Source organism: Amphritea atlantica, assembly GCF_024347255.1.
In the GTDB taxonomy this organism is placed as follows: Bacteria; Pseudomonadota; Gammaproteobacteria; order Pseudomonadales; family Balneatricaceae; genus Amphritea; species Amphritea atlantica.
The window spans coordinates 296,269-322,866 of sequence record NZ_AP025284.1 but is presented as its reverse complement, the minus strand read 5'-3'; the positions used below and the strand labels follow the sequence as shown (position 1 = coordinate 322,866).

24 protein-coding genes are annotated in these 26,598 nt (G+C 54.1%); 19 read left to right on the top strand and 5 right to left on the bottom strand.

Going from position 1 to position 26,598, the window contains the following annotated elements; translation table 11 throughout:
• The first annotated feature begins 36 nt into the window (after window positions 1-36).
• The 8 genes from OCU43_RS01540 (at window position 37) to OCU43_RS01505 (ending at window position 8,783) form a co-directional block, all read left to right on the top strand.
• Window positions 37-2,238 (top strand): primosomal protein N', encoded by a 2,202-nt coding sequence (locus tag OCU43_RS01540; protein ID WP_091354903.1) that lies wholly within the window; start codon window positions 37-39, stop codon window positions 2,236-2,238.
• A gap of 174 nt (window positions 2,239-2,412) precedes the next feature.
• Window positions 2,413-4,098 (top strand): arginine--tRNA ligase, encoded by a 1,686-nt coding sequence (gene argS / locus OCU43_RS01535; RefSeq protein ID WP_091354900.1) that lies wholly within the window; start codon window positions 2,413-2,415, stop codon window positions 4,096-4,098.
• A gap of 13 nt (window positions 4,099-4,111) precedes the next feature.
• Window positions 4,112-4,813 (top strand): SPOR domain-containing protein, encoded by a 702-nt coding sequence (locus OCU43_RS01530; RefSeq protein ID WP_091354897.1) that lies wholly within the window; start codon window positions 4,112-4,114, stop codon window positions 4,811-4,813.
• 100 nt (window positions 4,814-4,913) lie between these two features.
• A complete protein-coding gene (gene hslV / locus OCU43_RS01525; protein ID WP_091354894.1) occupies window positions 4,914-5,447 on the top strand; it encodes an ATP-dependent protease subunit HslV in 534 nt (177 codons plus the stop codon).
• Between the two features lie 29 nt (window positions 5,448-5,476).
• Complete coding sequence (gene hslU, locus OCU43_RS01520) at window positions 5,477-6,811, top strand: ATP-dependent protease ATPase subunit HslU (RefSeq protein ID WP_091354891.1); 1,335 nt, start codon at window positions 5,477-5,479, stop codon at window positions 6,809-6,811.
• A 72-nt stretch (window positions 6,812-6,883) separates the two neighbouring features.
• The gene (locus tag OCU43_RS01515) at window positions 6,884-7,261 is read left to right on the top strand and encodes a gamma-butyrobetaine hydroxylase family protein (protein WP_091354888.1); all 378 of its coding nucleotides are present in this window, start codon (window positions 6,884-6,886) and stop codon (window positions 7,259-7,261) included.
• 131 nt (window positions 7,262-7,392) lie between these two features.
• Window positions 7,393-8,154, top strand: a complete 762-nt coding sequence (ubiE, locus tag OCU43_RS01510) for a bifunctional demethylmenaquinone methyltransferase/2-methoxy-6-polyprenyl-1,4-benzoquinol methylase UbiE (RefSeq protein ID WP_091354885.1) — start codon at window positions 7,393-7,395, stop codon at window positions 8,152-8,154.
• Window positions 8,094-8,783: a ubiquinone biosynthesis accessory factor UbiJ gene (locus tag OCU43_RS01505; RefSeq protein WP_245756505.1), complete on the top strand. Its 690-nt coding sequence runs from the start codon at window positions 8,094-8,096 to the stop codon at window positions 8,781-8,783. The genes ubiE and OCU43_RS01505 overlap by 61 nt, the downstream gene beginning before the upstream one ends.
• 40 nt (window positions 8,784-8,823) lie before the next feature.
• Here OCU43_RS01505 and OCU43_RS01500 read toward each other — a convergent pair whose 3' ends face one another.
• From OCU43_RS01500 to OCU43_RS01490, 3 genes are all read right to left on the bottom strand, one after another.
• Window positions 8,824-9,237: a CopD family protein gene (locus OCU43_RS01500; RefSeq protein WP_091354881.1), complete on the bottom strand. Its 414-nt coding sequence runs from the start codon at window positions 9,235-9,237 to the stop codon at window positions 8,824-8,826.
• A gap of 19 nt (window positions 9,238-9,256) precedes the next feature.
• Entirely contained in the window at window positions 9,257-9,913 is a 657-nt protein-coding gene (locus OCU43_RS01495; RefSeq protein ID WP_091354879.1) for a fumarylacetoacetate hydrolase family protein, read from the bottom strand.
• Between the two features lie 62 nt (window positions 9,914-9,975).
• Window positions 9,976-11,172, bottom strand: a complete 1,197-nt coding sequence (locus tag OCU43_RS01490; protein WP_091354877.1) for an MFS transporter — start codon at window positions 11,170-11,172, stop codon at window positions 9,976-9,978.
• 163 nt (window positions 11,173-11,335) lie between these two features.
• On the opposite strand from OCU43_RS01490, the gene OCU43_RS01485 reads away from it, so the two are divergent.
• The 3 genes from OCU43_RS01485 to serA all read left to right on the top strand — a co-directional run bounded on the left by OCU43_RS01485 (window position 11,336) and on the right by serA (window position 14,024).
• Entirely contained in the window at window positions 11,336-12,235 is a 900-nt protein-coding gene (locus tag OCU43_RS01485; RefSeq protein ID WP_091354874.1) for a LysR family transcriptional regulator, read from the top strand.
• 52 nt (window positions 12,236-12,287) lie between these two features.
• Entirely contained in the window at window positions 12,288-12,569 is a 282-nt protein-coding gene (gene ppnP, locus OCU43_RS01480) for a pyrimidine/purine nucleoside phosphorylase (protein ID WP_175483444.1), read from the top strand.
• A 222-nt stretch (window positions 12,570-12,791) separates the two neighbouring features.
• The gene (serA, locus tag OCU43_RS01475) at window positions 12,792-14,024 is read left to right on the top strand and encodes a phosphoglycerate dehydrogenase (RefSeq protein WP_091354872.1); all 1,233 of its coding nucleotides are present in this window, start codon (window positions 12,792-12,794) and stop codon (window positions 14,022-14,024) included.
• 59 nt (window positions 14,025-14,083) lie between these two features.
• On the opposite strand, the gene OCU43_RS01470 is transcribed toward serA, so the two are convergent.
• Entirely contained in the window at window positions 14,084-15,037 is a 954-nt protein-coding gene (locus OCU43_RS01470; RefSeq protein ID WP_091354870.1) for an alpha/beta hydrolase, read from the bottom strand.
• A 145-nt stretch (window positions 15,038-15,182) separates the two neighbouring features.
• Here OCU43_RS01470 and OCU43_RS01465 point away from each other — a divergent pair, with 145 nt between their 5' ends.
• The 4 genes from OCU43_RS01465 to OCU43_RS01450 all read left to right on the top strand — a co-directional run bounded on the left by OCU43_RS01465 (window position 15,183) and on the right by OCU43_RS01450 (window position 21,706).
• On the top strand, window positions 15,183-18,371 hold the full coding sequence (locus OCU43_RS01465; RefSeq protein WP_091354867.1) for a mechanosensitive ion channel domain-containing protein: 3,189 nt from the start codon (window positions 15,183-15,185) through the stop codon (window positions 18,369-18,371).
• 38 nt (window positions 18,372-18,409) lie between these two features.
• Window positions 18,410-18,823: an acyl-CoA thioesterase gene (locus OCU43_RS01460; protein ID WP_091354865.1), complete on the top strand. Its 414-nt coding sequence runs from the start codon at window positions 18,410-18,412 to the stop codon at window positions 18,821-18,823.
• Between the two features lie 45 nt (window positions 18,824-18,868).
• Window positions 18,869-19,219, top strand: a complete 351-nt coding sequence (locus tag OCU43_RS01455) for a DUF4870 family protein (RefSeq protein WP_091354862.1) — start codon at window positions 18,869-18,871, stop codon at window positions 19,217-19,219.
• 309 nt (window positions 19,220-19,528) lie between these two features.
• On the top strand, window positions 19,529-21,706 hold the full coding sequence (locus tag OCU43_RS01450) for a malate synthase G (protein ID WP_091354859.1): 2,178 nt from the start codon (window positions 19,529-19,531) through the stop codon (window positions 21,704-21,706).
• 83 nt (window positions 21,707-21,789) lie between these two features.
• Here OCU43_RS01450 and OCU43_RS01445 read toward each other — a convergent pair whose 3' ends face one another.
• Window positions 21,790-22,386, bottom strand: coding sequence for a DJ-1/PfpI family protein (locus OCU43_RS01445; RefSeq protein WP_091354857.1), 597 nt, complete (start codon window positions 22,384-22,386; stop codon window positions 21,790-21,792).
• Window positions 22,387-22,513: 127 nt separating this feature from the next.
• On the opposite strand from OCU43_RS01445, the gene OCU43_RS01440 reads away from it, so the two are divergent.
• From OCU43_RS01440 to OCU43_RS01425, 4 genes are all read left to right on the top strand, one after another.
• A complete protein-coding gene (locus OCU43_RS01440) occupies window positions 22,514-23,848 on the top strand; it encodes an aminotransferase-like domain-containing protein (protein WP_091354855.1) in 1,335 nt (444 codons plus the stop codon).
• Between the two features lie 89 nt (window positions 23,849-23,937).
• Window positions 23,938-24,780, top strand: a complete 843-nt coding sequence (locus OCU43_RS01435; RefSeq protein ID WP_091354853.1) for an NAD-dependent protein deacetylase — start codon at window positions 23,938-23,940, stop codon at window positions 24,778-24,780.
• Between the two features lie 87 nt (window positions 24,781-24,867).
• Window positions 24,868-26,250 carry an ATP-dependent RNA helicase DbpA gene (dbpA, locus tag OCU43_RS01430; RefSeq protein ID WP_091354851.1) on the top strand — a complete coding sequence of 461 codons (1,383 nt, stop codon included), beginning with the start codon at window positions 24,868-24,870 and terminating at the stop codon, window positions 26,248-26,250.
• 34 nt (window positions 26,251-26,284) lie between these two features.
• A complete protein-coding gene (locus tag OCU43_RS01425; RefSeq protein WP_091354849.1) occupies window positions 26,285-26,563 on the top strand; it encodes a peptidylprolyl isomerase in 279 nt (92 codons plus the stop codon).
• Window positions 26,564-26,598: the final 35 nt, after the last annotated feature.

Below are 26,598 nucleotides of genomic sequence, written 5' to 3'. Positions count from 1 at the left end.
CTGTCGCATCTGTTCCTGATGTGGATCGTCCCTTTAATGTCTTATCTGCAGTTAGCCATCCCTTCCCCTCTGCGCCGACTATTTGATTATCGGCCACCAAGAGAATGCTCACCTGAGCAGCTCAGCCCCGGTGTGCGGGTCAAAGTGCCGTTCGGACGGCGGGAAGTCACCGGGATTCTGATCAATGTGACGCAACACAGCGAAGTTCCCCCGGATAAGCTCAAGCCCGCGATTGCCGTGCTCGATACAACCCCGCCGATGCCAGAATCGATACTGAAACTGGCACGCTGGGCGGCTAACTACTATCAACACCCGCTGGGCGATGCCCTGAGCCAGGCTCTGCCGGTGCTGCTACGCAAAGGAGACCCCTGTGAATATGCCCACCAGCATCTGTGGCGATCAACACCAGACGCAGATATCGCCCAACTGGGTAAAACTGCGGCACGACAACGGGAGCTGTTACTCCTGCTACTGGAGCATCCCAACGGCATCAGCGAAGATGCCATACGGGCTGAAGGCGGGCAAACCCCACTACTGAAAAAACTGGCCGACAAAGGCCTGGCCGAGTCTTTTATTCACAACACAGACCATCATCAGCATAACGATCAGCCACTTCATGAAGCACCACTAACACTAAACACAGAACAACAGCTGGCGGTTAACGCCATCACCGCGACCCCAGGCTTTAAATCCTTTCTGTTACAGGGGGTGACAGGTTCAGGCAAAACAGAAGTTTACCTGCAGGCGATAGAACATTTTATCCGCCAGGGCAAACAGGCGCTAATTCTGGTACCCGAGATAGGCCTGACACCGCAGACCGTAGCCCGCTTCAAAGCTCGCTTTAATCTGCCGGTGGTGGTATTGCACTCAAACCTGACTGATCGACAGCGACTCGATACCTGGCTTCAGGCCCGCGAAGGCACGGCCCGCATTATTATTGGCACCCGCTCGGCCATCTTCACCCCCCTTAAAAATCCCGGGGTGATCTTTATCGACGAAGAGCACGACACCTCGTTCAAACAACAGGACGGGTTTCGCTATAACGCCCGGGATCTGGCTGTTATGCGCGCTAATTTTGAACAGATTCCGGTTGTACTGGGTACAGCGACTCCCGCGATAGAGAGCCTTTATAACGCGCAACAGGGGCGCTATCACTGGCTAAAGCTGAATCAGCGCGCCGGTAACGCACGCGCACCTGAGTTTGAACTGCTGGATATCCGTCAGCAGCCGCTGCAGGATGGGTTATCGGCACCGCTGGTTGCGCAGATCAAACACCACCTGCAGCAGGGCACTCAGGTGCTGATCTTCCTTAACCGTCGCGGTTTCGCGCCCACCCTGATGTGCCACGACTGCGGCTGGCTGGCGGACTGCAAGCGCTGTGATGCGCATATGACCCTGCACAGAAAACCGTTCCATCTGCACTGCCACCACTGCGATAGCCAGCGTCCCGTGCCGATCAAATGCGACAGCTGTGGCAGCACCGAACTGAAACCCGTCGGCGCTGGCACTGAGCGCACCGAGGAAGCACTGCAAAAACTCTTCCCCAGTATCCCTGTGATCCGGGTTGACCGTGACACGACACAACGCAAAAACGCCATGCAGCAGATTATGGACCGGGTACATCAGGGCCTGCCCTGCATTCTGATCGGCACCCAGATGCTGGCAAAGGGGCATCACTTTCCTAAAGTAACCCTGGTGGCCATTCTGAATGCCGATAGCGGCCTGTTCAGCGCCGATTTCAGGGGGATGGAGCGCACCGCTCAGCTGATACTACAGGTTGCGGGGAGAGCAGGCAGAGCCGATCATCCGGGGAAAGTAGTGATGCAGACCCACCATGCAGACCATCCGACCATTACCAGCCTGGTCACCGAAGGCTACCAGGCGTTTGCCGAACAGGAGCTCGGGCAGCGTATCGCAGCCCACCTGCCACCCTCAATACATTGCGCCATGCTCCGGGCTGAAGCCAGCCATCCGGGAGCGGCTGAACGCTTCCTCGGCACACTCAGAAATCGACTGGAATCGGACATTCTCCAACCCCAGGGGGTTCAGTGGCTGGGCCCTTTGCCTTCGCCAATGGAAAAGCGCGCCGGACTGTTTCGCGCCCAGTTGGTGTTACAGTGCCGCGATCGCAAAAACCTGCACCAACAGCTACACAACATAATCAGAGAAGCAGAAGGTGACCCGGATGCCCGCAAAGTCCGCTGGTCCGTGGATGTCGATCCGGTGGATATGTTTTAGCCACAAATAACCCCATCAGGGGTTAACAAAGGGCGGTCGAAAAGGGATAATACGCGGTCTTTTTTACAGACAACGCGCAACCGCCTTAGTTTTGATACTCTCCTTACTCTTCATAAGGCGAAAAACCTGCGTCGCTGAATCTGGCCCCTGAATTCAACCCGGTATCTTTTGAGCATGAAACAACACATTGCGGATCTGATTAATACTGCCCTGACCACGCTGATTGAAAATGGCACCTTGCCTGCAGACACTCAGCCCAACATCATGGTAGAGAACACCCGCGACAAGTCTCATGGAGACTTTGCTTCCAACATCGCTCTGACCCTTGCCAAGGCGGCCAAATGCAACCCCAGGGAGCTGTCTCAAAAGATCTGCGCAGCTCTGCCCGGTTCTGATAATGTCGAAAAAACCGAGATCGCCGGCCCCGGTTTTATCAACTTCTTTGTCAGCGATGCCTCAACCGGCAACCTGATCAAAACCATCCTGCAGCAGAAAAGTGATTACGGCCGCAACAATGATGGCGCCGGCAAAAAGGTGCAGATTGAGTTTGTCTCCGCCAATCCAACGGGTCCTCTGCATATCGGTCATGGCCGTGGCGCGGCAGTTGGCGATTGCCTCAGCCGCCTGATGGAAGCAACCGGCTGGGAAGTCACCCGCGAATTTTATTACAACGATGCCGGTGCCCAGATCAACAATCTGGCGCTCTCTGTTCAGGCACGCTGCAAAGGACTAACCCCTGAAGACCCAGGCTGGCCCGAGGATGGCTACCGCGGTGCTTATATTACTGAGCTGGCGGAAAGCTTTATGCGCGGTGATACGGTCAGCTCTGAAGATCAGAGTTTTACCGGCACTCAGAATGCCGATGATCTGGAAGCGATTCGCCATTTTGCAGTAGCCTATCTGCGCCATGAACAGGACCTGGACCTGAAAGCGTTCGGCGTCGACTTCGATGTCTATTTCCTTGAGTCCTCTCTCTATAGCGAAGGTAAGGTTGAGGAAACTGTACAAACCCTGATTAACAATGGCTACACCTACGAGGATGGTGGCGCGCTGTGGCTGCGCACCACCGACTTTGGTGATGATAAAGATCGGGTGATGCGCAAAACCGATGGCGGTTATACCTACTTTGTACCTGATGTTGCCTACCATATGAATAAGTGGCAGCGTGGCTTTGACACAGTCATTAACGAACAGGGCGCTGATCACCACAGCACCATCACCCGTGTTCGCGCGGGTCTGCAGGCACTCAATGCAGGGATCCCTAAGGGCTGGCCAGATTATGTACTGCACCAGATGGCCACCGTGATGCGCGGTGGTGAAGAGGTCAAAATTTCCAAGCGCGCGGGCAGTTATCTGACCCTGCGAGACCTGATCGACGAGGTAGGCCGTGATGCCACCCGCTACTTCCTGGCAGCCCGTAAATCAGACAGTCATCTGAATTTTGATATCGATCTGGCGCGCTCAGAGTCTGCAGATAATCCGGTCTACTACATTCAGTATGCCCATGCACGGGTCTGCTCAATCTTCCGCAAACTGGCTGAAAACAACCAGCAGTGGGATGAGCAAACCGGTCAGAACGCCCTTGACCGGCTAACCCTTGAATCGGAGAAACACCTGACGATTAAGCTGGGACGTTACCCGGAAGTGGTGAAACGCGCCGCTGATGTCCGCGAGCCTCATCTGATCGCCACCTACCTCTATGAGCTGGCCAGCGATTTCCACACCTATTACAACTCAGAAAAAACCCTGGTCGACGATACTGACCTGCGCAACGCCCGGTTAACCCTGGCGGTTGCCGTCAGACAGGTGCTGGCAAACGGCCTGGACCTGCTGGGTGTCAACGCTCCGGACCTTATGTAAGAAGGCGAAACTGATGGCGCGCAAAGATTACGCAAAGAAACGCAACAGTGGAACGGCCGCCAGCCGGGCAACGCGAAGTCATGCAAAAACCAAAAGCGCGCCGGTCAAAAAGCCCTTTCCACTGGTACGCTCTGTTATCAGTCTGGTTGTGCTGGCCGGCTTTGGCTTCGCGCTCTGGCAACTGACAACCGTGAAGCCCGATAACAGCGCTACCGGCAACACCTCACAGCCAGCCACGACAAAGCCAGTAGCCAAAGCGGCTGACAAGGTTAGCAAACCGGTGGCTAAAGCCGCACCAAAAGCAAAACCCGCAGACCCCAAAACAACACAACCGGAAAGCAAAGCCGCCGCCAAACCGGCGATACCGGTTGAGGAGCAATCTGAACGGTTTGACTTCTATCAGATTCTGCCAGAAAGCGAAGTCGATACCGCCAATGTTGAGCCCTACAAATCGACTCCGAAAGACGCAAAATCGGCACACACCTATGTGATTCAGGCTGGCTCTTTCAAAAATCAGAGTGATGCAGAACAACTGCGGGCACGTCTTATTCTTGAAGGGCTGCCCAATGTCAAAACGCACCGGGTAACCAATAGCAACGGCAGCATCTGGTATCAGGTACTGTCCGGCCCGTTCGAAAACCGCTCGCTGCTGAATAAAGCAGAAGACCGCCTGGTCAGGATGAGTATTCAGCCATTAGTCCGACAAATCGACTAATCGATCGGTCATCGGATATTCATAACCTTGAAATAACGTCCTGCGCTCCCATATCTATACTCATTGAAAACTGAGTATATCTATTCGGGAAAACGCACCCATGACCACAATTGTTTCAGTACGCCGCAACGACCAGGTCGTTGTCGGCGGTGACGGCCAGGTTTCGCTTGGCAACACCGTAATGAAAGGTACCGCCCGCAAAGTCCGTCGCCTGCCAAAGCACGATGTTATCACCGGCTTCGCTGGCAGCACTGCAGACGCCATCACCCTGCTGGACCTGTTTGAGCAGCAACTGGAGAAACATCAGGGCAATATTTTTAATGCCGTGGTCAGCCTGGCTCGGGAGTGGCGTGGTGACCGGGTGCTGCGAAAACTGGAAGCTCTGATGCTGGTTGCCAATAAAGATAAAACCTACCTTATCTCCGGCAGCGGCGACATTATTGAGCCGGAAGACGGCGTGATCGCCATCGGCTCCGGTGGCAACTACGCCCTGGCTGCAGCCCGCGCACTGGTCGCTAACAGTGACCTGTCCGCCCGGGATATTGTTGAAAAGAGTCTGCAGATCGCTGCCGATATCTGTGTCTTTACCAACGCAAACCTCACCATAGAACAGCTGCAGTCCACCGCAGCCTGAGCCTGAAGAACAGCCAGAGAGAATTACTGATGTCCAATATGACACCCCGCGAAATAGTTTCTGAACTTGACCGACACATCGTCGGTCAGGCCGACGCCAAACGCTCAGTCGCCATCGCGCTGCGGAACCGCTGGCGCCGGATGCAGCTGGAGCCTGAACTGCGCGCCGAAGTTTCACCGAAAAATATTCTGATGATCGGCCCCACCGGGGTCGGTAAAACCGAAATCGCCCGCCGCCTGGCGAAACTGGCTAACGCCCCCTTTATCAAGGTTGAAGCCACCAAATTTACCGAAGTAGGCTATGTCGGCCGCGATGTCGAAACCATTATTCGCGATCTGATGGATATGGCGATCAAAATGTTGCGCGAACAGGCGATGGATAAAGTTAAATTCCGCGCCGAAGATTCCGCTGAAGATCGCATTCTTGATGCTCTGTTGCCGCCTGCCCGCCCCACCAGCTTTGATGAGCAACCGGCAGAACCGAAACAGGACAGCGCGACCCGACAACTGCTGCGCAAGCAACTGCGTGAAGGCAAGCTGGATGATAAAGAGATCGATATCGATCTGAGCCAGACGCCGGTCGGGGTTGAGATCATGGCGCCTCCGGGAATGGAGGAGATGACCAGCCAGTTGCAGAGCATGTTCTCCAACCTGGGCAACAACAAAACCAAAAGTAAGCGGATGAAGGTTAAAGATGCGCTGAAACAGGTGATCGACGAAGAAGCGGCCAAAATGGTCAATGATGATGAGCTGAAACAGCTGGCCATCGACGCAGTGGAGCAGAACGGCATCGTTTTCCTCGACGAGATCGACAAAGTATGCAAACGCGAAGGCACCGGGGCTGATGTGTCCCGCGAAGGGGTTCAGCGCGATCTGCTGCCACTGATCGAAGGCAGTACCGTGAGCACCAAATACGGCATGATCAAAACGGACCACATTCTGTTTATCGCCTCCGGCGCGTTTCATCTGTCCAAACCATCCGATCTGATTCCCGAACTGCAGGGGCGTCTGCCGATCCGGGTTGAGCTGAAGGCTCTGACACCGGATGATTTCCGTCGCATTCTGACCGAACCGAATGCCTCACTGACGGAACAATACCGCGCCCTGCTGGCGACGGAGGGCGTCACCGTTGAGTATACTCAGGATGGTATCGACCGGATCGCTGAGCTGGCGTATCAGGTCAACGAGAAAACCGAAAACATCGGTGCCCGTCGCCTGCATACAATGATGGAACGGCTGTTGGAAGAGGTCTCCTTTACCGCCGCCGACAACTCAGGCCAGACCATCAATGTCGATCGTGCATATGTGGATAAGTATCTGGCAGAGCTGAGCCAGGATGAAGACCTGAGCCACTATATTCTGTAGGCCTGACACAATAGGGCCAACCCGTTAACCCCTGTCAGGCGGAGCTATAAAGCTCCGCCACCGGAGTCTGTCATGGCAGCACCACTACCGAAAGATATCAAACTGCATGCAAAATCCAGAACCCTTGAACTGGAATACAGCGACCAGCAGCACTTTGAACTGACCGCCGAATACCTGCGGGTTCACTCGCCTTCAGCCGAGGTACGCGGTCACGGTATCGGCAACGGCGTGCTGCAGACGGGTAAACAACTGGTGGGAATCAAAGGGCTGGAACCCGCCGGCAACTATGCACTCAAGATTATCTTTGATGATGGCCACGACAGCGGCCTGTACACCTGGGAATACCTCTACGACCTGTGTCAGCATCATGATACCTACTGGAACCGCTATCTCGAAGCTCTGCAAGAGGCCGGAGCCACACGCCACGGCAACATGATCGCCCGGGGCTAGGCAGCACGGCCTCCCGATGACTGAACCCGGTTTTTATTTATCCAGATCAGTTGATGATGGAAGAGTAAAGACAATTGCCTGTGGCAAAGGTAGAATGCTGCAACGCGAACTATGCAGATTACAGGTTTTCTATGACTGACCAGAAACAATCTCAGGACAAGACCCATTTCGGCTTCGAACAGGTCAAAGTCGATGAAAAACAGGCGAAAGTAGCTGACGTTTTTCACTCGGTTGCCAGCAAATATGACATCATGAACGACCTGATGTCCGGCGGTATCCATCGCATCTGGAAACGGCTGACCATCGAACAGAGCGGTGTCCGTCGTGGCCATAAAGTGCTGGATATTGCCGGCGGCACCGGCGACCTGACGATGCGTTTCTCCCGTCTGGTGGGCTCTGAAGGCAAAGTGGTTCTCGCGGATATCAACGATTCCATGCTTAAAGTTGGCCGCGACAGGCTGATGGACCGGGGTATTACCGGCAATGTCGAGTTTGTTCAGGCCAATGCCGAAGCGCTGCCCTTCCCAGACAACACCTTTGACTGCATCACCATCGCATTTGGCCTGCGCAACGTGACCTTTAAAGAGAAAGCCCTCGCCTCGATGGCACGGGTGCTGAAACCCGGCGGCAAAGTGATGGTGCTGGAGTTTTCCAAAACCGAAAACCCTCTGCTGACCAAGGCCTATGATCTGTACTCTTTCAATTTGCTGCCGAAAATCGGCAAGCTGATTGCGGGTGATGAGGACAGCTACCGCTATCTGGCAGAATCGATCCGTATGCACCCTGATCAGGAAACCCTGAAAGGGATGATGGAGGAAGCGGGTCTGACCCAGTGCAAATATCAGAATATGACTGGTGGCGTCGTCGCCCTGCATACCGGCATCAAGCCCTGACCATGACTATCGAATCGATCAGCGCAACCCTGCTAACCCTCGCGGAAGGCACGATTAACCGGTTACTGCTGAGCAGTCCGGCAACCGTTGATCGACTCAGCCTGTTGGATGGCAAAGTTATCGCCATTCAGCTCAGTGCCCCCAGGCTCTCCCTGTCACTGCAGCCCAGCGCCGCCGGCCTGCAGATAGACCAGATTGAACGCGATGATGCCGATGTCACACTGAGCGGCTCAGCGGCAGACTTTTTCCAGCTACTGAGCGCCGCAGACAACAGCGAAGTGATGTTTGGCAAAACCATTCAGGTTTCCGGTGATAGCGCCCTGGCCACCCGGTTCAGTCAGGTGATGATTGATGCAGCGCTTGACTGGGAGGGGATTCTGGCACAGATCATAGGTGATCTGCCCGCCCACGAACTGGCCCGGTTAGTGAAGTGGAAATCGCAGTTTTATCGGCAGGCGGGTCACAGCCTGATGCTAAATATGCAAGAGTATATTAAAGAGGAGTTGCAGTTGCTGCCGAGCCAGCCCCAGTTGAAACGTTTCTACTCTGAAGTGGACAGTCTGCGTCAGGAAACCGAACGGGCTGCGGCCCGTCTTGAACGGCTACGCGGCAAAATCGAACGCGCTTAACCTTTCTTGTTAATAACCTGCCTGTTAATAGCCTGGCCTGTTAAAAAGGCTTCACCACCACAAAGATCAGAATCGGTATAAAGATCAGCAGCGGCAACTCATTGAACAGACGGAAATATCGTCCACTGTTATCCAGCGTTCCGGCCCGCAGTTTTTTCAGATAGCTGAAACACCAGAAGTGATAACCAAGCAACAGCGCCACAAACAGCAGCTTGGCGTGCAACCAGCCCCCGGAAATCCCGAAGCCCAACCAGAGCCATAAGCCAAACCCCAGGGTAAACAGCGCCATAATCGACATAAAGACAAACAGCTTACCAGCCATAATCTCCAGCCGTGCAACATCCTGTCCCGCTGCACGCCCCTCGACATAGTGCACAAAAATACGCGGCAGATAGAAAATACCCGCCATCCAGCTGGTCATTGCCAGTATATGAAACACCTTTACCCATAGCATCGTGTCGCGTCCCCTGTGCTCAGATAGCCTGAGTTTCTACCCGCAGCTGACTGCCTAATTCCAGCAACAACTTATCACCGGGATTAACCGCACCAACCCCAGCCGGAGTACCGGTCAGCACCACATCGCCTGGCAACAGGGTGAAGTAGTGGCTCATGTACGCGATCAGTGGATGCACTTTATTCAACATATGGCTGCTATTGCCGTTCTGACGCACCTGGCCATTGACCGTCAGGCGGATCTGCTGATCCTGCAGATCCGCCACCGGCTCAAGAAATGCAGATAACGGACAGGAACCATCAAAGCCTTTGGCTTTTTCCCAGGGATGTCCCTGCTGTTTTAACTTGCCCTGCAGATCCCGCAGGGTCAGATCAAGCGCTATCCCCACGCCGACAATCGCCTCGTCAACCTCGGCATGAGTCGCATTTTTCAGCGGCTGGCCAATCAGAATAGCCATCTCCGTTTCAAAATGGACCGAGCCAAAATCCACCGGCACCTCAAACGGACTGGACAGCGGCACAATAGCGGTTGAAGGTTTTATAAACAGCATCGGCGTTGTCGGAACCGGGTTATTCAGCTCCGCCGCATGGTCGGCATAATTTCTCCCCACACAGACCACCTTCCCCACAGGAAGGTTAGCGTCAGTTCCGTCTACATACTGATGTTTATACTGCATAATCATGCTCCCTACCGATTGAGCGCCCGCAACTATCATTTAAAGCTGGAATCGTTGTTTGCTTAATGGGCTCTGATCATACCCCTGGCGCTCAGCGAGCTCAATGACAGTGTCAGACTGAGGGTGATCAGCAGTACGATGACCGACCCCAGTACAACCCCTTCCCAACCCAGCCAGTGCCAGAATGGATCAAGATAAAAACCACCACTACTCGCCCCCAGATAATAAAACACCAGATAGAGCGAGGAGGCGCTGGCGCGAGCATGGGTTGCCTGATGGCTTACCCAGCTGCTGGCGCTGGAGTGGGCGAAAAAGAAACCGAAACTATTGATAAAGAAACCAGTAACAATCAGCGGTAAAGCGCTGCTCAGGGTCAGCAGGCTGCCACTGATCAGAATCAGAATGCCCGCTTTCATACAGTTAAGCTGTCCATACTGCTGCGCTAAACGCCCCGATAGCGTTGAACCAACGGTCCCGGTCAGATAGGTCAGGAACAGCAGGCCTATCCATACCGGACTCAGATAGTAGGGCGCGTCCGACAACACGAAGGTGATATAGCTGTACTGGTTGATAAAGATAAAGAAATTCAGTCCACCCACCAGATAGACCAGCAACAGTAGCGGATTACTCAGGTGATCCCATAAACGGGACAGCATCGCAGACAGGTTAAGGGGCTGCGGTGAAAACTGCCGGGATGCCGGTAATAACCACCAGAACAATAACAAACCAAAACAGCTACCCACACCCATGACCAGAAACAGGTCAGCCCAACCCAGCCATTCACCGACAAAACCACCAATTAAGCGACCGGAAATACCACCGAGCGAGTTACCACTGATATAAAGGCCTACCGCCAGCATCAGAGCTTTACGGGAATACTCATCGCCCATATAGGCGATCGCAATGGCCGGTAAACCGCCAAGAAACAAGCCCTGCAATCCACGTAACAGAACCAGGGTTGAAAAACTGTCCGCTTGTGACAGTAGCAATGTACAAAGACATACACCCGCCATACTGATCAGCATCAGAGGGCGGCGACCTACCGCATCCGACAAAGGCCCATAAAACAGCAAGGACAGACCCAGCATCAGGGTGGTCACGGTAAACGACCAGCTAACTTCCAGAGTAGTAAGTGCAAACTCCCGCTGCAACTCCGGCAGAATAGGCTGCGTGACATAGACGTTGGCAAAAATCATAAACGAACCGATACACAGGGCGATGGTTGCCCGCCAGAACGGCTTACTACCCGATTCAATCATTACAGCACACTCCAGTTAGATGCTGTAAGCCTAACAGCCAACATAAAATCACAGAAATATATATAAATGATCATATTAATAAATATCTGTGATGATATAGTAAGTGTCACACCGCTCACTGAGCATCAAGGGAATTTCCGCAGATCAATATTCAGGTAAACCGATGGATATCCGTTCGCTACGTTGCTTCCAGATGGTTGCCCGGGAAGCCAACTTCACCCGCGCAGCAGAAAAGCTCCACCTGGCACAACCCGCTGTCAGCATGTCCATCAAACGGCTGGAGAGTGAGTTGGGGCTGACCCTGTTCCATCGTAATGAACGCCGCATCAGCCTCACCGATGAAGGTGAACGACTGCTGCTGCATGCGGACAAGATAGTTCAGGCGGTTGCCGATGCTGAGTTGGAGATGCAGGAACTGACCGGCCTCACCCGGGGTCAGGTGAGAGTGGGTATTCCCAGCATGCTGGGCTCCTACTATCTGCCCGAACTGCTAATGGGCTTTCGCCACAGCTTTCCCGCACTGCAGCTATCGGTCGTCGAAGGTGGGACCACCCATATCCGCCGCCAGATAGAACAGGGCTCCCTGGATATAGGTATTGTTGTCGATTACGGCGAAACCGATGAGTTGGAGAGGGTACATCTGATGCAGGTGGAAACCCTCGTGTGCGTCAGTCCTGACCATCCTTTCGCCAGCCAGACCAGTGTCAGCTACCCAGCGTTTCTGGACGAAGAGCTGGTGCTGTTTAAGGAGGGTTTTTTCCACCGACAGGTCACCGAGCAACTGGCAAAAAGTTATCATGTTACGCCGAAAATATCCTTTGAAACCAACCTGATCCCATTGATTCAGTCCGTGGTACGACACGGTTTTGGCATCTCAGCCCTGCTCAAACCCGCCATCGATGATGCCCGCGACCTGATCGGCATCCCCTTTGATGAACCACTACTGTTCAACCTGAGCATCGCCTGGCGACAACAGAGCTACCTTTCCCAGGCAAACAAAGCCTTTGTCGATTACCTGTTGGAGCACTCCCCCGCCACCGCTGCCCACACCTCAAACAGGTGACAAAACAGGCAAAGATATCTACTATAGCGCTCCCATTTATAGGAGTAATAACATGCTGACCGTAAACGAATACTTTGATGGTGCGGTAAAATCTATCGGCTTTGAAAATGCGGAAGGCAAAGTGACTTCCGGCGTTATGGCTGCGGGAGACTATGAGTTTGGCACCTCTGAAAACGAACTGATGAAAGTGGTCAGTGGTGAACTGGTTGTCAAACTGCCCGGCAGTGATGAATGGCAGGCATTCCCAACAGGCACCGAGTTCCGGGTTGCAGCCAATCAGACCTTCCAGCTACAGGTTGCCCAACCAACAGCTTACCTCTGTTTCTATAGCTGAATAGCGCTGTTAACCGCCTAAAACATGAATCCAAATCACTTATTATTTTTATTAATTGATCTGGATTCATCTTTAAGTGAATAAAAATCCACCAAATCCCCCCATCGGGGCCACCCCTTTTCCCCTTACACTGTGTTAACATAGCGCCCTTTCTTTTACCGGCTAATCCGGGGATGCCTGCCACACACAGGTACATCGCCACATTAAAAAGAGATCCATACCATGAGCCAAAATACCTCTCTGGAAAAAAGCAAGATCAAGATTCTGCTGCTGGAGGGCGTGCACCAGTCTGCACTGGATACCCTGAATGCGCACGGCTATACCAATATCGAGTACCTGACCGGCTCTCTGCCTGAAGATGAGCTGCTTGAGCGTGTCAAGGATGTGCACTTTATCGGCATTCGCTCCCGTACCCAACTGACCGAAGAAGTCTTTGAAGCGGCGGAAAAACTGGTCGCCGTCGGTTGTTTCTGTATCGGCACCAATCAGGTGGATCTGCGCGCAGCAACCATGCGTGGTGTTGCCGTTTTCAACGCACCTTACTCCAACACCCGTTCAGTAGCTGAACTGGTGATCGCAGAAGCCATTCTGCTGCTACGGGGCGTGGCAGAAAAAAATGCCAAGGCGCATCGCGGCGAATGGCAGAAATCAGCCAAGAGCTCCTATGAAATTCGCGGCAAGAAACTGGGTATCGTGGGTTACGGCAGCATCGGTTCACAGCTGAGTGTTATTGCCGAATCCCTGGGGATGCATGTCTTCTTCTACGATATCGTCACCAAGCTGCCTCTGGGGAACGCGACCCAGCTGGGGTCACTGAAAGAGCTGCTGAACACCTGCGATATCGTCACACTGCATGTTCCTGAGACTGCCTCAACTAAAGATATGATGGGGGCGGCACAGTTTGCAGAGATGAAACAGGACTCGATCTTTATCAACGCCGCCCGTGGTACTGTCGTCGTCATCGATGATCTGTGCAAAGCACTGGCTGAAAAACGTCTGCTGGGAGCGGCCATTGATGTGTTCCCGGTTGAACCACGCAGCAATGATGATGAGTTTATCTCGCCACTGCGCGAGTTCGACAATGTTATCCTGACCCCGCATGTTGGCGGATCAACGCTGGAAGCACAGGAAAATATTGGTTATGAAGTATCAGAGAAGCTGATCAAGTACAGCGATAATGGCTCCTCTATCAGCTCCGTCAACTTCCCTGAAGTGGCCCTGCCAGAGCATCCGGATGTTCACCGCCTGCTGCATGTTCATGAGAACATCCCTGGGGTGATGAGCTCAATCAACAGCATATTCTCTGAAAACAACATCAACATCGCCGGCCAGTACCTGCAGACCAATGAGAAAGTGGGTTATGTGGTTATCGATGTGAATGCTGATACCTCAGAAGTTGCCCTGGAAAAACTGAAACAGATTAAGGGTACTATCCGCTGCCGCCGACTGTTCTGAGTCAGCCTGGTATCCGCAAAGGCAGTCTGCTTAGCAGGCTGCCTTTTTTATTGGCTTCTTCAACTGTGTGAATTAAGTTTCTGCTCTATCAGATTAAACACCTGCAACCTGATAGCAGCCTCTTCATTCACCAGATGATGCCTGGCTTTCTGTAACAGCTTAATTTCCAGCCCCGGATAGAGACGTCCGATCACACCAAGGTTATGCCGCCACTCCACCGTTTCATCTTCCACCCCCTGAATACACAGGGGCTGAGTCTCCAGACTGCCGGACTGTTCCACCTCTTCAATCCAGCGCAGCATAGCGCCGATCCAGCGCACAGGAATGCGGTGATGCTGGAGCGGATCCTGATAACGAACAAAATCCAGAAACCGCTGATCCCCGGAGCTCGGACCATAACTTCTGGGCACTGAGCGCAACAGAAACCTCAACCAGCGATACTTACTGGCGATCTGTTCCCAGCCAAAGGGGCGCACCAGGGGCGCCAGAAACACCTGATGCTGAACTGGCCAGTCGCGATAACCAAACTGCAGTTGCTGCTCTATCAGTATTGCCGCGCCGGTACTCTGCCCCAGCACAGTCCAGGGAGGTGCGAGTCTATCCTGACGACTGTTCAACAGCTCGGTCAGCTGTCTGGCGTAGGTGGTGAAGCAGTCAATCGACAGTGGCGTCCCCTGGGAAAGCCCATGCCCCGGCAGATCATAGATGAGGACATCCCAGCCGATCTCCAGCAGATAGGAGATCAGATGACCATACAACCCACTGTGATCAAAATAGCCATGCAACACCACCACCGTTCCCCGGCTCTGCTCGCGGCAACAGTAATGCTGCACAAACAGGGTACACCCCAGCACCGTTTGCCGGGTGGCAAACAGCTTATGCCCGGCATGCAGAATCGGATGTAACTGATAACAGCTGAGATACTCCTCCAGCATCTCGCTGCTGCTGATACCATCCTCATGGTTATATACCGGAAGATTGTTGCGTAAGCATTTGGCATCTAACATCTGCATAATCAACTATTCCTTAAGTTCACCGTCAACAGGGGCGATCAAAAAAACCGGGGCTACCTTATAATTTAGGCCAGATTTGCAACTTATTCCTTGTGCACAGGTCATTGGCGTATATAGTAAACTGCATCACCTTAAGGCACGATCTATGCGACTGTTATCTATTTTTCTGCTGCTGTTCAGTCTTAACGGGCTGGCCGAATCGCCCGACCTCAATGCTGACCTGACACGCCTTCAGGGTCAGCTACAGCAGTTTGAAAAAGACCCTGAAAACCCTCTCAATACGATCTATCAGCAAACAGCGCAACATATTCAGGATATCATCAGCCAGCGACAACAGGCGAAAGATCTGCGGGTTGAGATTGAGGCGCAGCCTCAACAGCTGCAGCAAGCACGCAACCGCCCCCCTCAGCGCGGTACAGAGCTGCCTGAAACCCTGCCGCCAGCCACCGAGCTGCAACCTCTGCTGATCAAAACCAAAGCGGGCCTGATTGATCTGGAAAAGTATCAGGATGAACTGCAACAGACTATCCGCGATAGTGACAAGTTACTGCTGAGCAAACGGGAAAAACAATCCTCCCTGCAACAACAACTTAACAGCCCTCTTAGCTCAGCTCCAGCGATTCCACCGACAACCGAGCTGCAGAAAGCCAGAGAGCTGCTGCGTAGCTATCAGCAAATGGCCACCGAGTCGGCTCTGGAGGTTACCGAGCTTGAGATTCTCGCCCTGCCCGGCCGAACAGAGCTGGCATCACTGAATCTGAAAAGTCTGCAAAACCAGATTCAGGACTACAATGCCTGGATCAACAAAGCCGAAGAGCGCCTGCAGCAGCAAAGCCGGGCCTCGGCAGAAAAAACTCTGAGCCAGTTTGAATCGGCCGACACCGATAACAACCCGGTGTTGCAACAGGCACTTACCCGCAATAATGAAACAGCCGATATTATCCGTCAGGGACTCGCAGAAACCGAGCAGACAGCACAACGGCGTAAACAACTGGAACAGCAACTGCAGATTATTCGCCAGACCTACCAAGCGATCCAGTTGCAGCTGGAGTTGGGAATCGGCTATACCGGTTCAGAGATTCGCAAACATATTCAACAACTGCCAAAGCCCCTGAAATCGGACATCACCCGAACCCGGCTTAAAGAGCTGCGCCTCAACCAGTTGACCCTGAGTCAGCCCCCGGTGGAGACACAGACCACGGGGCTGACCGAAGCTCAAAAAACAAAGCTTTCTCAGCTGCATCAGAGCCTCAGCGAGCTGATCTCCGAACAGCGTTCACTGCAACAGAAACTGATCAGTGAACTGTCACAACTGTTGTTGATTCAGGAACAGTTTAACGCCCAGATAACCGCCAGCCGGGCGCTGTTTAATAAGCACCTGCTATGGCTGCCCAGCACTGAACCGGTCTCGACCGGATGGCCCACGCAGATTATTAACGGATTTATCGATCTGAGTGCTGAATTACCCGCCCTGCTGAAACCCTACCGGGCGCTGCTGATGGATAAAGTAACGCTGCCATCGGGGTTGTTTCTGATTGTGCTGCCCTTCGCGCTGTTCTGCCGGCGTTATCTGAACAAACGTCAGCCGCAATGGTGCAAACAGATCGGCAATGTCAGTCAGGACCATATCAGCCATACCCTGCGCCCTCTGCTGTATGGCCCATTAGCTACACTGCCCATCCCGCTGTTTCTCTATGTGTTAGGCAGAAAAATCGGCGGGGATGAGGCCGCGGTCAGAAACCTGCTCTATATGCTCGCCTCGATCAGTTGGCTATACCTGACCGTGATGCTTTGGTTACAGCAGCCTCACGGCTTACTGCAGGGGCAGTTCAGCCTGCCGGAGCACACCACCGCGACACTGCGAAAACGACTGAGCTGGCTCTTCTGGATCAACACACCACTGATCGCCTTCCTGATGATGCTGGACCTGAGTACCAATGAGACCGTTATTGCAGGCCCGACCCGCTTAATCCTGTTATTGATTACCATCGGTTTTACCCTGTTCTGGGTCAGCCTGTGGCGCGCGACCCCGCATGCACAGCACACAGCGGATGGTAAACTGTGGCACAATATCAGCGTCTGGATCGGTGCGGTCATCGCCTTTAATGTCGCGATGGCAGGGATGATTCTCTGGGGCTATATACTCTCGGCGGGCATTCTGATCGGCCTGATGTTCCTGCTGGTATGTATCGCTATTCTGGCCTACCTGATCTTTCATCTGGGACGACGCTGGTTACTGATCGAAGAGCGCAAGCTGCTGTTCGCCCAAACCCTGGCCCGTCGGGCGGAAATACTGTCTGCCCGGGAGGAGCAGAAAGAGACACCGCCACCACTGAAGGAGAATTTCGTAGATCTGCAAACCATATCTGAGCAGGGTAATATGCTGCTCAAAACCGTCACTGCACTGATCTTTCTCACCCTGGCATGGTTTACTCTCGGCTGGACCCTGCCAGCCCTGGAAGCGCTGGACTCGGTGACACTCTGGAGCACCGGCAGCAGCGACAGCGGCGTGCTGAGTTTTATCACTCTGAAGCAGATTATTTTTGCCCTGGCCGCCCTGACAGTGACCTTTATCGCTGCGCGCAACCTGCCCGGTCTGTTTGAGTTGCTGGTTCTGAACTATCTGCCACTGGCACCTGGCACCAGCTTTGCCATCTCGACACTGCTGAAATACTGTCTCTACATTACCGGTCTGATCAGTTTTCTCAACTTTCTCGGCCTCGAATGGGGCAAACTGCAGTGGCTGGTTGCCGCGCTGGGTGTGGGGCTGGGGTTTGGCCTGCAGGAGATCGTCGCCAATTTCGTTTCAGGCCTGATTATCCTGTTTGAGAAGCCCGTCCGTATCGGCGACACCGTCACCATTGGCGGTGTGACAGGCAATGTTACCCGTATACAGATCCGCGCCACTACCATTACTGACTGGGATCGCAAAGAGGTGATTATTCCCAATAAAACCTTTATCACCGATCAGTTGATAAACTGGTCCCTGACCGACGCCATCACCCGGATCGTGATCCCCGTCGGGGTCGCCTATGGTTCAGATACCCCGTTGGTAACCAAGCTATTGCTACAGGCTGCCGCGGAAAATAAACATGTTCTTACTGAACCGGCGCCGCTGGCCTTTTTCCTGGCATTCGGCAACAGTACACTGGACTTTGAACTGCGCGCCCATATCAGCTCTATGGATATCCGCAACCAGACGGTGCATGAGCTACACAGCACCATTGACCGGCTATTCCGGGAGCACAATATCGAGATTGCGTTTCCGCAGATGGACCTGCATCTGCGCAGCAATGATACCGGGCAGCCCCCGGGTGAAGATGATGACGACTGAACACCTATATACAGGAATACCGGAAGAGGAGATGGATCATGAGTGAACCGCCAAAGCGGAAATTATTGCACCAGTGCCAGTTGGCGGTGCGCTGGGGCGATATGGACGCCTACGGTCACGTCAATAATGCGCTCTACATGCGCTATCTGGAAGAGGCCCGGGTGCAGTTTCTCGCCAGTATCGGCGCAACGATGAACGGTAACGGCACCGACCCGGTGATTATCAATGTTGGCTGCACCTTCCTCAGACCGGTGAGCTATCCGGCCACCATCATCGTAAAAAGTTTTGTTGGCGAGATTGGCCGCAGCAGCTTTATGGTCTGGTATGAACTGAGCACCACCGACAACCCCGATCAGCTCTGCAGCGAAGGCTACTCCAAGGTGGTGTGGATGGATCATAACACTGGGCGCTCCGTAGCTCTGCCCGATATCATCCGTGAAAATATTTCTTAAATCGTAAAAAATATATCTTAAATCGTAAAAAGGAGCTTAACGCGTATGAATGAAGTTGCAGAAACGCAAAAGGATAATGGCAGCAACGCTAAAATTGTGTATATCCTCTACCTGATCAGTATTGTGATCGGTGTCACCGGAATCGTGGGACTGGTGATGGCCTATGTCTATAAAGCGGATGCCCCGGACTGGCTGAAGACTCACTATCAGTGGCAGATCCGCACCTTCTGGATAGGATTCCTGTATGCCTTTATCGGTGCGATTACCACGTTTATTCTGATCGGCTATCTGATTCTGTTATTCACTGTCCTCTGGTTTATCATCCGTTGTATCAAAGGGCTGAGCGCCGTTGAAAAAAGGCAGCCCCTGCCAGAACCGGGCAACTGGTTGTTCTGACCAAACAGTCAGGGTAACGCCGCATTAAAGCTGCCATCTGGCAGCTTTTTGCCAGATGAAAACCGCCCCCTGACCGCCCATCGCCACCTTTCCACAATGTGAAATGAATACCTGCCTCAAAGGGGGTATATGCTTCATACTTTAGCAGTGCTCAGGGGCGACAGGGTTTGCAAATTGCGATATTGTTGCAACGCACAAGCCACAATAGCGGTAGCGCTGATAGGAGCCACTGCGATTGCGGCATACAAAATAGACCTGGTCCGGTTGCCTCGCACCGGATTCGGGACGATTACAATGAGGCAGTAAATTATGAGTCAACGGATACAAACGGGCGGCCTGCAGGTTGCTGAAGCGCTGTACAACTTTGTCAACCAACAGGTCATTCCAGGCACCGGTGTAACTGAAGAGCAGTTCTGGTCAAGTCTGGACGCGATTGTTCACGATCTTGCACCGAAAAACCGCACTCTGCTGGCAAAGCGTGATGCCATTCAGGAGCAGATCGACAGCTGGCATCGCGACAACCGGGCTAACGGTTTTGATTTTAGCGCCTATAAGTCATTCCTTCAGAAGATCGGCTACCTGTTGCCAGAAGGCGAAGACTTCTCTGCCACCACCAGCAATGTTGACCCGGAAATGGCCACCATGGCTGGCCCGCAGCTGGTGGTACCGGTGATGAACGCCCGTTTCGCCCTGAACGCTGCCAATGCCCGCTGGGGTAGCCTCTACGATGCCCTCTATGGCACCGATGCGATCTCAGAAGCGGATGGCGCAGAGATCTCTGGCAGTTATAACCCGGTTCGAGGGGCTAAAGTCATTGAATTTGCCCGTAACGTACTGAACGAAGCGGCACCGCTGGCAACTGGCTGCCATAAAGATTCTGTTCGCTACAGTATCCGTGATGGCAAGCTGGTGGTCACCCTGACCAACGGTGCTGAAACCGGTCTGCAGGATGAAGCGCAACTGATCGGTTACAACGGCGATGCCGAGGCACCCACCGCAATCCTGTTGAAACACAACGGCCTGCATCTGGACGTTAAAGTCGACCGCGACAGTCAGATCGGTTCCACCGATGCCGCCGGTATCAGCGATATCATCGTAGAAGCCGCACTAACTGCAATTATGGACTGCGAAGACTCCGTTGCCGCCGTCGATGCTGACGATAAAGTGGTTGCCTATAAAAACTGGCTGGGCCTGATGAAAGGCGACCTCACCGAAGAGGTGACCAAAAGCGGTAAAACTTTCACCCGTCGTATGAACCCTGACCGTACATATACCGGTGTGGATGGTTCTGCAGTCAGCCTCAAAGGCCGCAGTCTGATGTTTGTGCGTAACGTTGGCCACCTGATGACCAACAACGCTATTCTGGACAAAGATGGCAACGAGATTCCTGAGGGCATCCTCGATGGCATGGTCACCAGCCTGATCTCAATCCACGATGTTAAGGGTAACGGTCAGTTCAGCAACACCACCACCGGCTCCATGTATATCGTTAAGCCGAAGATGCACGGCCCTGAAGAGGTGGCTTTCGCCAATGAGCTGTTTGGTCGTATCGAAGATGCCCTGGGTCTGGACCGCTTTACCCTGAAAATGGGTATTATGGATGAAGAGCGCCGCACCACCGTTAACCTGAAAGAGTGTATCCGTGCAGCAAAAGACCGTGTGGTCTTTATCAACACAGGCTTCCTGGACCGTACCGGTGACGAGATCCACACCTCCATGGAAGCGGGCCCGATGATCCGCAAAGGCGAGATGAAAGCCGCCGCCTGGATCGGTGCCTATGAAGACTGGAACGTGGATAACGGTCTCGCTTGCGGCCTGCAGGGCCGTGCACAGATCGGTAAAGGTATGTGGGCGATTCCGGATCAGATGGCTAACATGCTGGATGCCAAGATCGGCCACCCACTGTCGGGCGCTAACACCGCCTGGGTGCCATCGCCAACGGCTGCCGCCCTGCACGCACTGCACTATCACAAAGTTGATGTATTCGCCCGTCAGGATGAACTGAAGAGCCGTCCACGGGCCAGTCTGGACGACATTCTCACCGTACCGGTGGCGAGCAATCCAGACTGGTCTGCTGAAGAGATTCAGAACGAGCTGGATAACAACGCACAGGGTATTCTGGGCTACGTGGTACGCTGGATCGATCAGGGTGTCGGCTGCTCTAAAGTGCCTGACATCAACGATGTCGGTCTGATGGAAGACCGCGCCACACTGCGGATCTCCAGCCAGCATATCGCTAACTGGTTGCACCACGGTATCTGCTCTGAAGCTCAGGTGATGGAAACCATGCAGCGGATGGCCGCCGTGGTTGACCAGCAGAATGCTGGCGATCCCCTGTACCGTCCGATGGCACCCAACTTCGACGACAGTGTCGCCTTCCAGGCCGCACTGGAACTGGTTATTCAGGGCCGTATCCAGCCAAACGGCTATACTGAGCCGGTGCTGCACCGCCGCCGTCTGGAAGCGAAGGCTAAGTTCGGGGTATAAGCTCGGGGTATAAGTTCAGAACATAAGCTTTAATCATTAAAAAACCGCGCCCAGCGCGGTTTTTTTGTCTCTCCGGATCAGTTTTATAAATAGGGCGAGATATTCGCCAGCATCCGCCTGACATACTCCGCTTTCTCCCCCACCGGGGCAACATAGTGAATCGCCTCTTCAGCAACTTTAATACCCTCCAGTCGTGCCAACACCCAGCAGGCAAGATACTGTGAAGCCAGACACCCCCCCGCACTGGCGACATTTCCCCGGGCAAAGAACGCCTGATTCAGCACCTCAGCACCGCTGTCCTGCACCCAGGGTTTAGTGGTCAGATCGGTGCACACCGGCAGATCCGTCAGCAGCCCCAACTCAGCCAGCATCAACGCCCCCGAGCACTGCGCGCCAATCAGCTGTCGTTCAGGGTCCAGGCTGAGCTGCGACATAATCGACCTGTCCGCCACGACGTCGCGGGTTTTCATGCCACTGCCCACCAACACCACATCCGCATGGTTAGCCTCACTAAGCGTAAGCTGCCGTTGCAGCACCACACCGTTCATCGACTCGACCCGCTCAGTCGGGCTGGCAATTGAGACCCGCCAGTCCGGGCGTTTCACCCGGTTGAGAATCCCCAGGGCGATCAGTGAATCCAGTTCGTTAAAGCCGTCAAATGTCAGAATCGCAATATGCATAGCAGCTCTCCTCATTAGCTCTCTTCATTAGCTCTTACAATTAGCACTTAAAAGTAGTCAGTTGCGTTGCCGCATTGTATGACCTAAATTCATGACAATAAAAAAATTGTCATGGATACAACTGAAGATGCCCCGCGCACGCTATAAACAACTGGTCGACCGGTTTGCCGACGAGATCCGTTCGGGCAGGCTGCCGCCTGGCACCCAGCTACCCACCCACCGGCAGCTGGCGGCCCGGGAAGGTCTGGCACTGGTGACCGCCTCCCGGGTCTATGCTGAACTGGAGCGAATAGGGCTGGTTAGCGGCGAAACCGGCCGCGGAACCTTTGTCAGAGAAACCGCCCTGCCGCTGGGCCATGGCATCGACCAGCCCCCGACAACAGAGGGGATGATCGATCTTAACTTCAACTCACCATCCATCCCCGGTCAGACCGGCATGCTGCGTCAGGCACTGCGACAACTATCGATCTCCGGCGACCTGGAATCCCTGCTACACTATCAGCCCCATGCCGGTCGTCTGCATGAAAGAGCGATCGTCGCACAACACCTCAAACACCGTGGATTATCGATACCCCCTGAGCAGCTGCTGATTGTCAGCGGTGCCCAGCACGGGCTGGCAACCACCGTGATGTCACTTCTCAATCCCGGCGATGTGGTTGCCGTCGATGCGCTCACCTACTCAGGCTTTAAAATACTCGCGGAGGTACATCGACTCGAGCTGGTCGCAATACCGGTCACCGCCACAGGCCCCGACCTGACAGCCCTGGAAGCACTCTGCAAACATCGGCCGATCCGCGCGGTGTATAGCATGCCCACACTTCACAACCCCCTGGGCTGGGTGATGAATAGCGAGCAGCGACAGCAACTGATCACCATTGCCCGCCAGCATAACCTGCTGATTATCGAAGATGCCGCCTACGCATTTCTTGCCGATAACCCACCGCCGCCGCTGGCCGCCCTCGCACCGGAGTTGACCGTTTACGTCTCAGGGCTATCAAAGAGTGTGGCCACCGGTTTTCGTATCGGCTTTATTGCCGCCCCTGAACGATGGATTCCAACGCTAGAGCGAACTATCCGCGCCACCACCTGGAATACCCCCAGTCTGATGACGGCTATCAGTTGTGGCTGGATAGAGGATGGCACTGTTGCCCGACTTGAAGCGGAGAAGCGCGGGGATGCACAGGCCCGTCAGACAATCGCCAGAGAGGTATTAAAAGGCTTCTCTGTTATCAGCCACCCCTCATCTTATTTTGTCTGGTTAACCCTGCCAGAGGAGGTGCGGGCTGATCAGGTAGCGATGACACTCATGACATCAAACATCTCCGTTTCGACCGCAGAACCGTTCGCCGTGACTGACCATCTTCCCCATGCGATCCGGCTGGCACTGGGATCGGTGGCGATCGACTCGCTTAAAGAGGCGCTCACGCAGGTGAGACAGGCGATTGAAAGGTTCGCCTATTAAGATCACAGTGAACCAACTGAGCGCTTCAATACGTATCTTTTAGTACTTATTCCGTTGGCCTGAGAGACCTCACCGATTACACTGAACCTATGGCCCATTCGACAGCAAGCGCCCTCAGCGACTTTATCCAGCAGCATCCCCGGTTATTTATTCTCACCGGCGCAGGCTGCAGCACCCAGTCCGGGATACCCGATTACCGGGACCATAACGGTCAGTGGAAACGCCAGCCCCCGGTGCAACACCGCGACTTCATGACCAGCCATGCCACCCGGCAACGATTCTGGGCGCGCAGCCTGATCGGCTGGCCACTGATGGCCAATGCCCGTCCCAATGCCGTGCATCAGAGTCTGCAACGGCTAGAAGAGAAGGGCTATTGCCGCCAACTGGTCACTCAGAATGTCGACCGGCTGCATCAGTTGGCCGGTCAGCAACGGGTGATCGACCTGCACGGCCGCTCTGACCAGGTGATCTGTATGGACTGTCACACACTGCATCAACGTAACCACGTGCATCAGTTGATGGCCGAAGCAAACCCAGCGTTCAGAGAGTATACCGCGACCGCTGCACCGGACGGCGATGCCGATCTGGATGGCATCGACTTCAGCCGCTTCAGGGTGACCGACTGCCCCGATTGTGGCGGCATGTTAAAGCCCAATGTGGTCTTCTTCGGCGATAATGTACCGAAAGAGCGGGTTTTCTCAGCCCTCGACAGTTTACAGCGGTCTGATGCCCTGCTCGTGATCGGTTCATCACTGATGGTGTATTCCGGATTTCGCTTTTGTAAGCAGGCGGTTCAGCAGAACATTCCGATTGCGGCGATCACCCACGGCAAAACCCGCGCCGATGACCTACTCAGCCTGAAACTGGATGGCGATATCAGCGGTTTCCTGCAGCCTGGCATCCACGCACTGCCCAGCTTAACCGCTGACTGAATCGTCCTGCGGCCTCACTTCAGGGCAGCGATTAAGCACTATTTCAGGTATACTGGCGGCCAATTTAACTCTTATCCCGAGTACACCGTGTCTGATACCGCTTTCGCCTCCCTGAACCTTCCTCCCGCTATGCTCAGCAACCTGGCTGACCTTGGCTACCACGAGATGACGCCGATCCAGGCGGGCAGTCTGCCCCATGCACTGGCCGGTAAAGATCTGATCGCCAAAGCCAAAACCGGTAGCGGTAAAACCGCCGCCTTTGCCATCGGCTTACTGTTACAGATCAATCAGCGGGATTTCGGTACTCAGGCACTGGTACTCTGCCCCACCCGGGAGCTCAGCACCCAGGTAGCCCAGGAGATCCGCCGTCTGGCGCGGTTTAAAGACAACATCAAACTGGTCATCCTCTGCGGTGGACAGTCCGTCGGGCCGCAGATCGGTTCACTGGAGCATGGCGCACACATCGTGGTAGGCACCCCCGGCCGGATTCAGGATCTGATTCGCAAAGGCAAGCTGGACCTGTCCCGCTGCAACACCGTGGTGCTGGATGAAGCCGACCGCATGCTGGATATGGGCTTCTACGAGCAGATCGAAGGGGTGATCAGAAACACACCGAAAAAGCGCCAGACCCTGCTGTTTTCCGCCACCTATCCCGAAGGGATTAAAAAACTCAGCGCCGATCTGCAGGTTGACCCGGTCGAGGTCACCGTGGAAGCGGTGCACAGCACCAGTCAGATAGAACAATCGTTCTATGCCCTGGAACAGACCAAAAAGCCGGAAGCGCTGGCGCGGATACTCAGCCACTTCAGCCCGGAATCCACCGTAATTTTTTGCAACACCAAAGATCAGTGTCGTGAAGTGTCCGATCACCTGCGCAATCTGGGCTACTTTGCCGCCGCCCTGCACGGTGATCTGGAACAGCGCGACCGGGATCAGGTGCTGGTGCAGTTCGCCAACCGCAGCAACACTATCCTGATCGCCACCGATGTTGCCGCCCGCGGCCTGGATATCAGCGACCTGACCATGGTGATCAACTACGACCTACCCCGTGATCCGGAGATCTACGTTCACCGTATCGGACGTACCGGCCGTGCAGGCAAAGATGGCACCGCCATCAGTCTCTACCGCGACTCCGAAACCTATAAGCTGGAAACCATCAGCGAATACCTGTCGCAGACCCTGGAGACCAAATCCCTCAGCAGCCTGAAAAAAGCCCGCAACGAGGAGCCGGTTAAACCGGTGATGCGAACTCTCTGCATCGCCGGCGGTCGAAAAGATAAGATACGCCCAGGCGACATCCTTGGTGCCCTCACCGGCGAAGCGGGTATCGACGGCAGCGCGGTCGGCAAGATCGATATCTATGACTATGCTGCCTATGTAGCCGTGAAGCGGGAAGAAGCCCGCAAAGCCCACAGCCGCTTAGTCGACGGCAAGATCAAAGGGCGCCGCTTTAAAGTCAGAATGTTATAAAAAAGTTTTACTGTGTGAGCAAAGGTATTTTAATATGGCTGTAGCATCGGCCCGGCATATTCTGGTAAAGACCAAAGCGGAGGCCGAAAAGCTGAAGCAACAACTGGAGAAAGGGGAGGACTTTGCCCGTCTGGCAAAAAGACACTCTCTGTGTAACTCTGCCAAACGGGGTGGTGATCTGGGTGAGTTCCGGCCCGGCACCATGGTGAAAGCGTTCGACGATGTGGTTTTCCGTAAGAAAGTATTGGAGATCCACGGACCGGTGAAAACGAAGTTTGGTTTTCATCTTATTCAGACCCTCTATCGCACCTAGGCTAACGCCGCGATACACGTCGCCAACTTACGGAG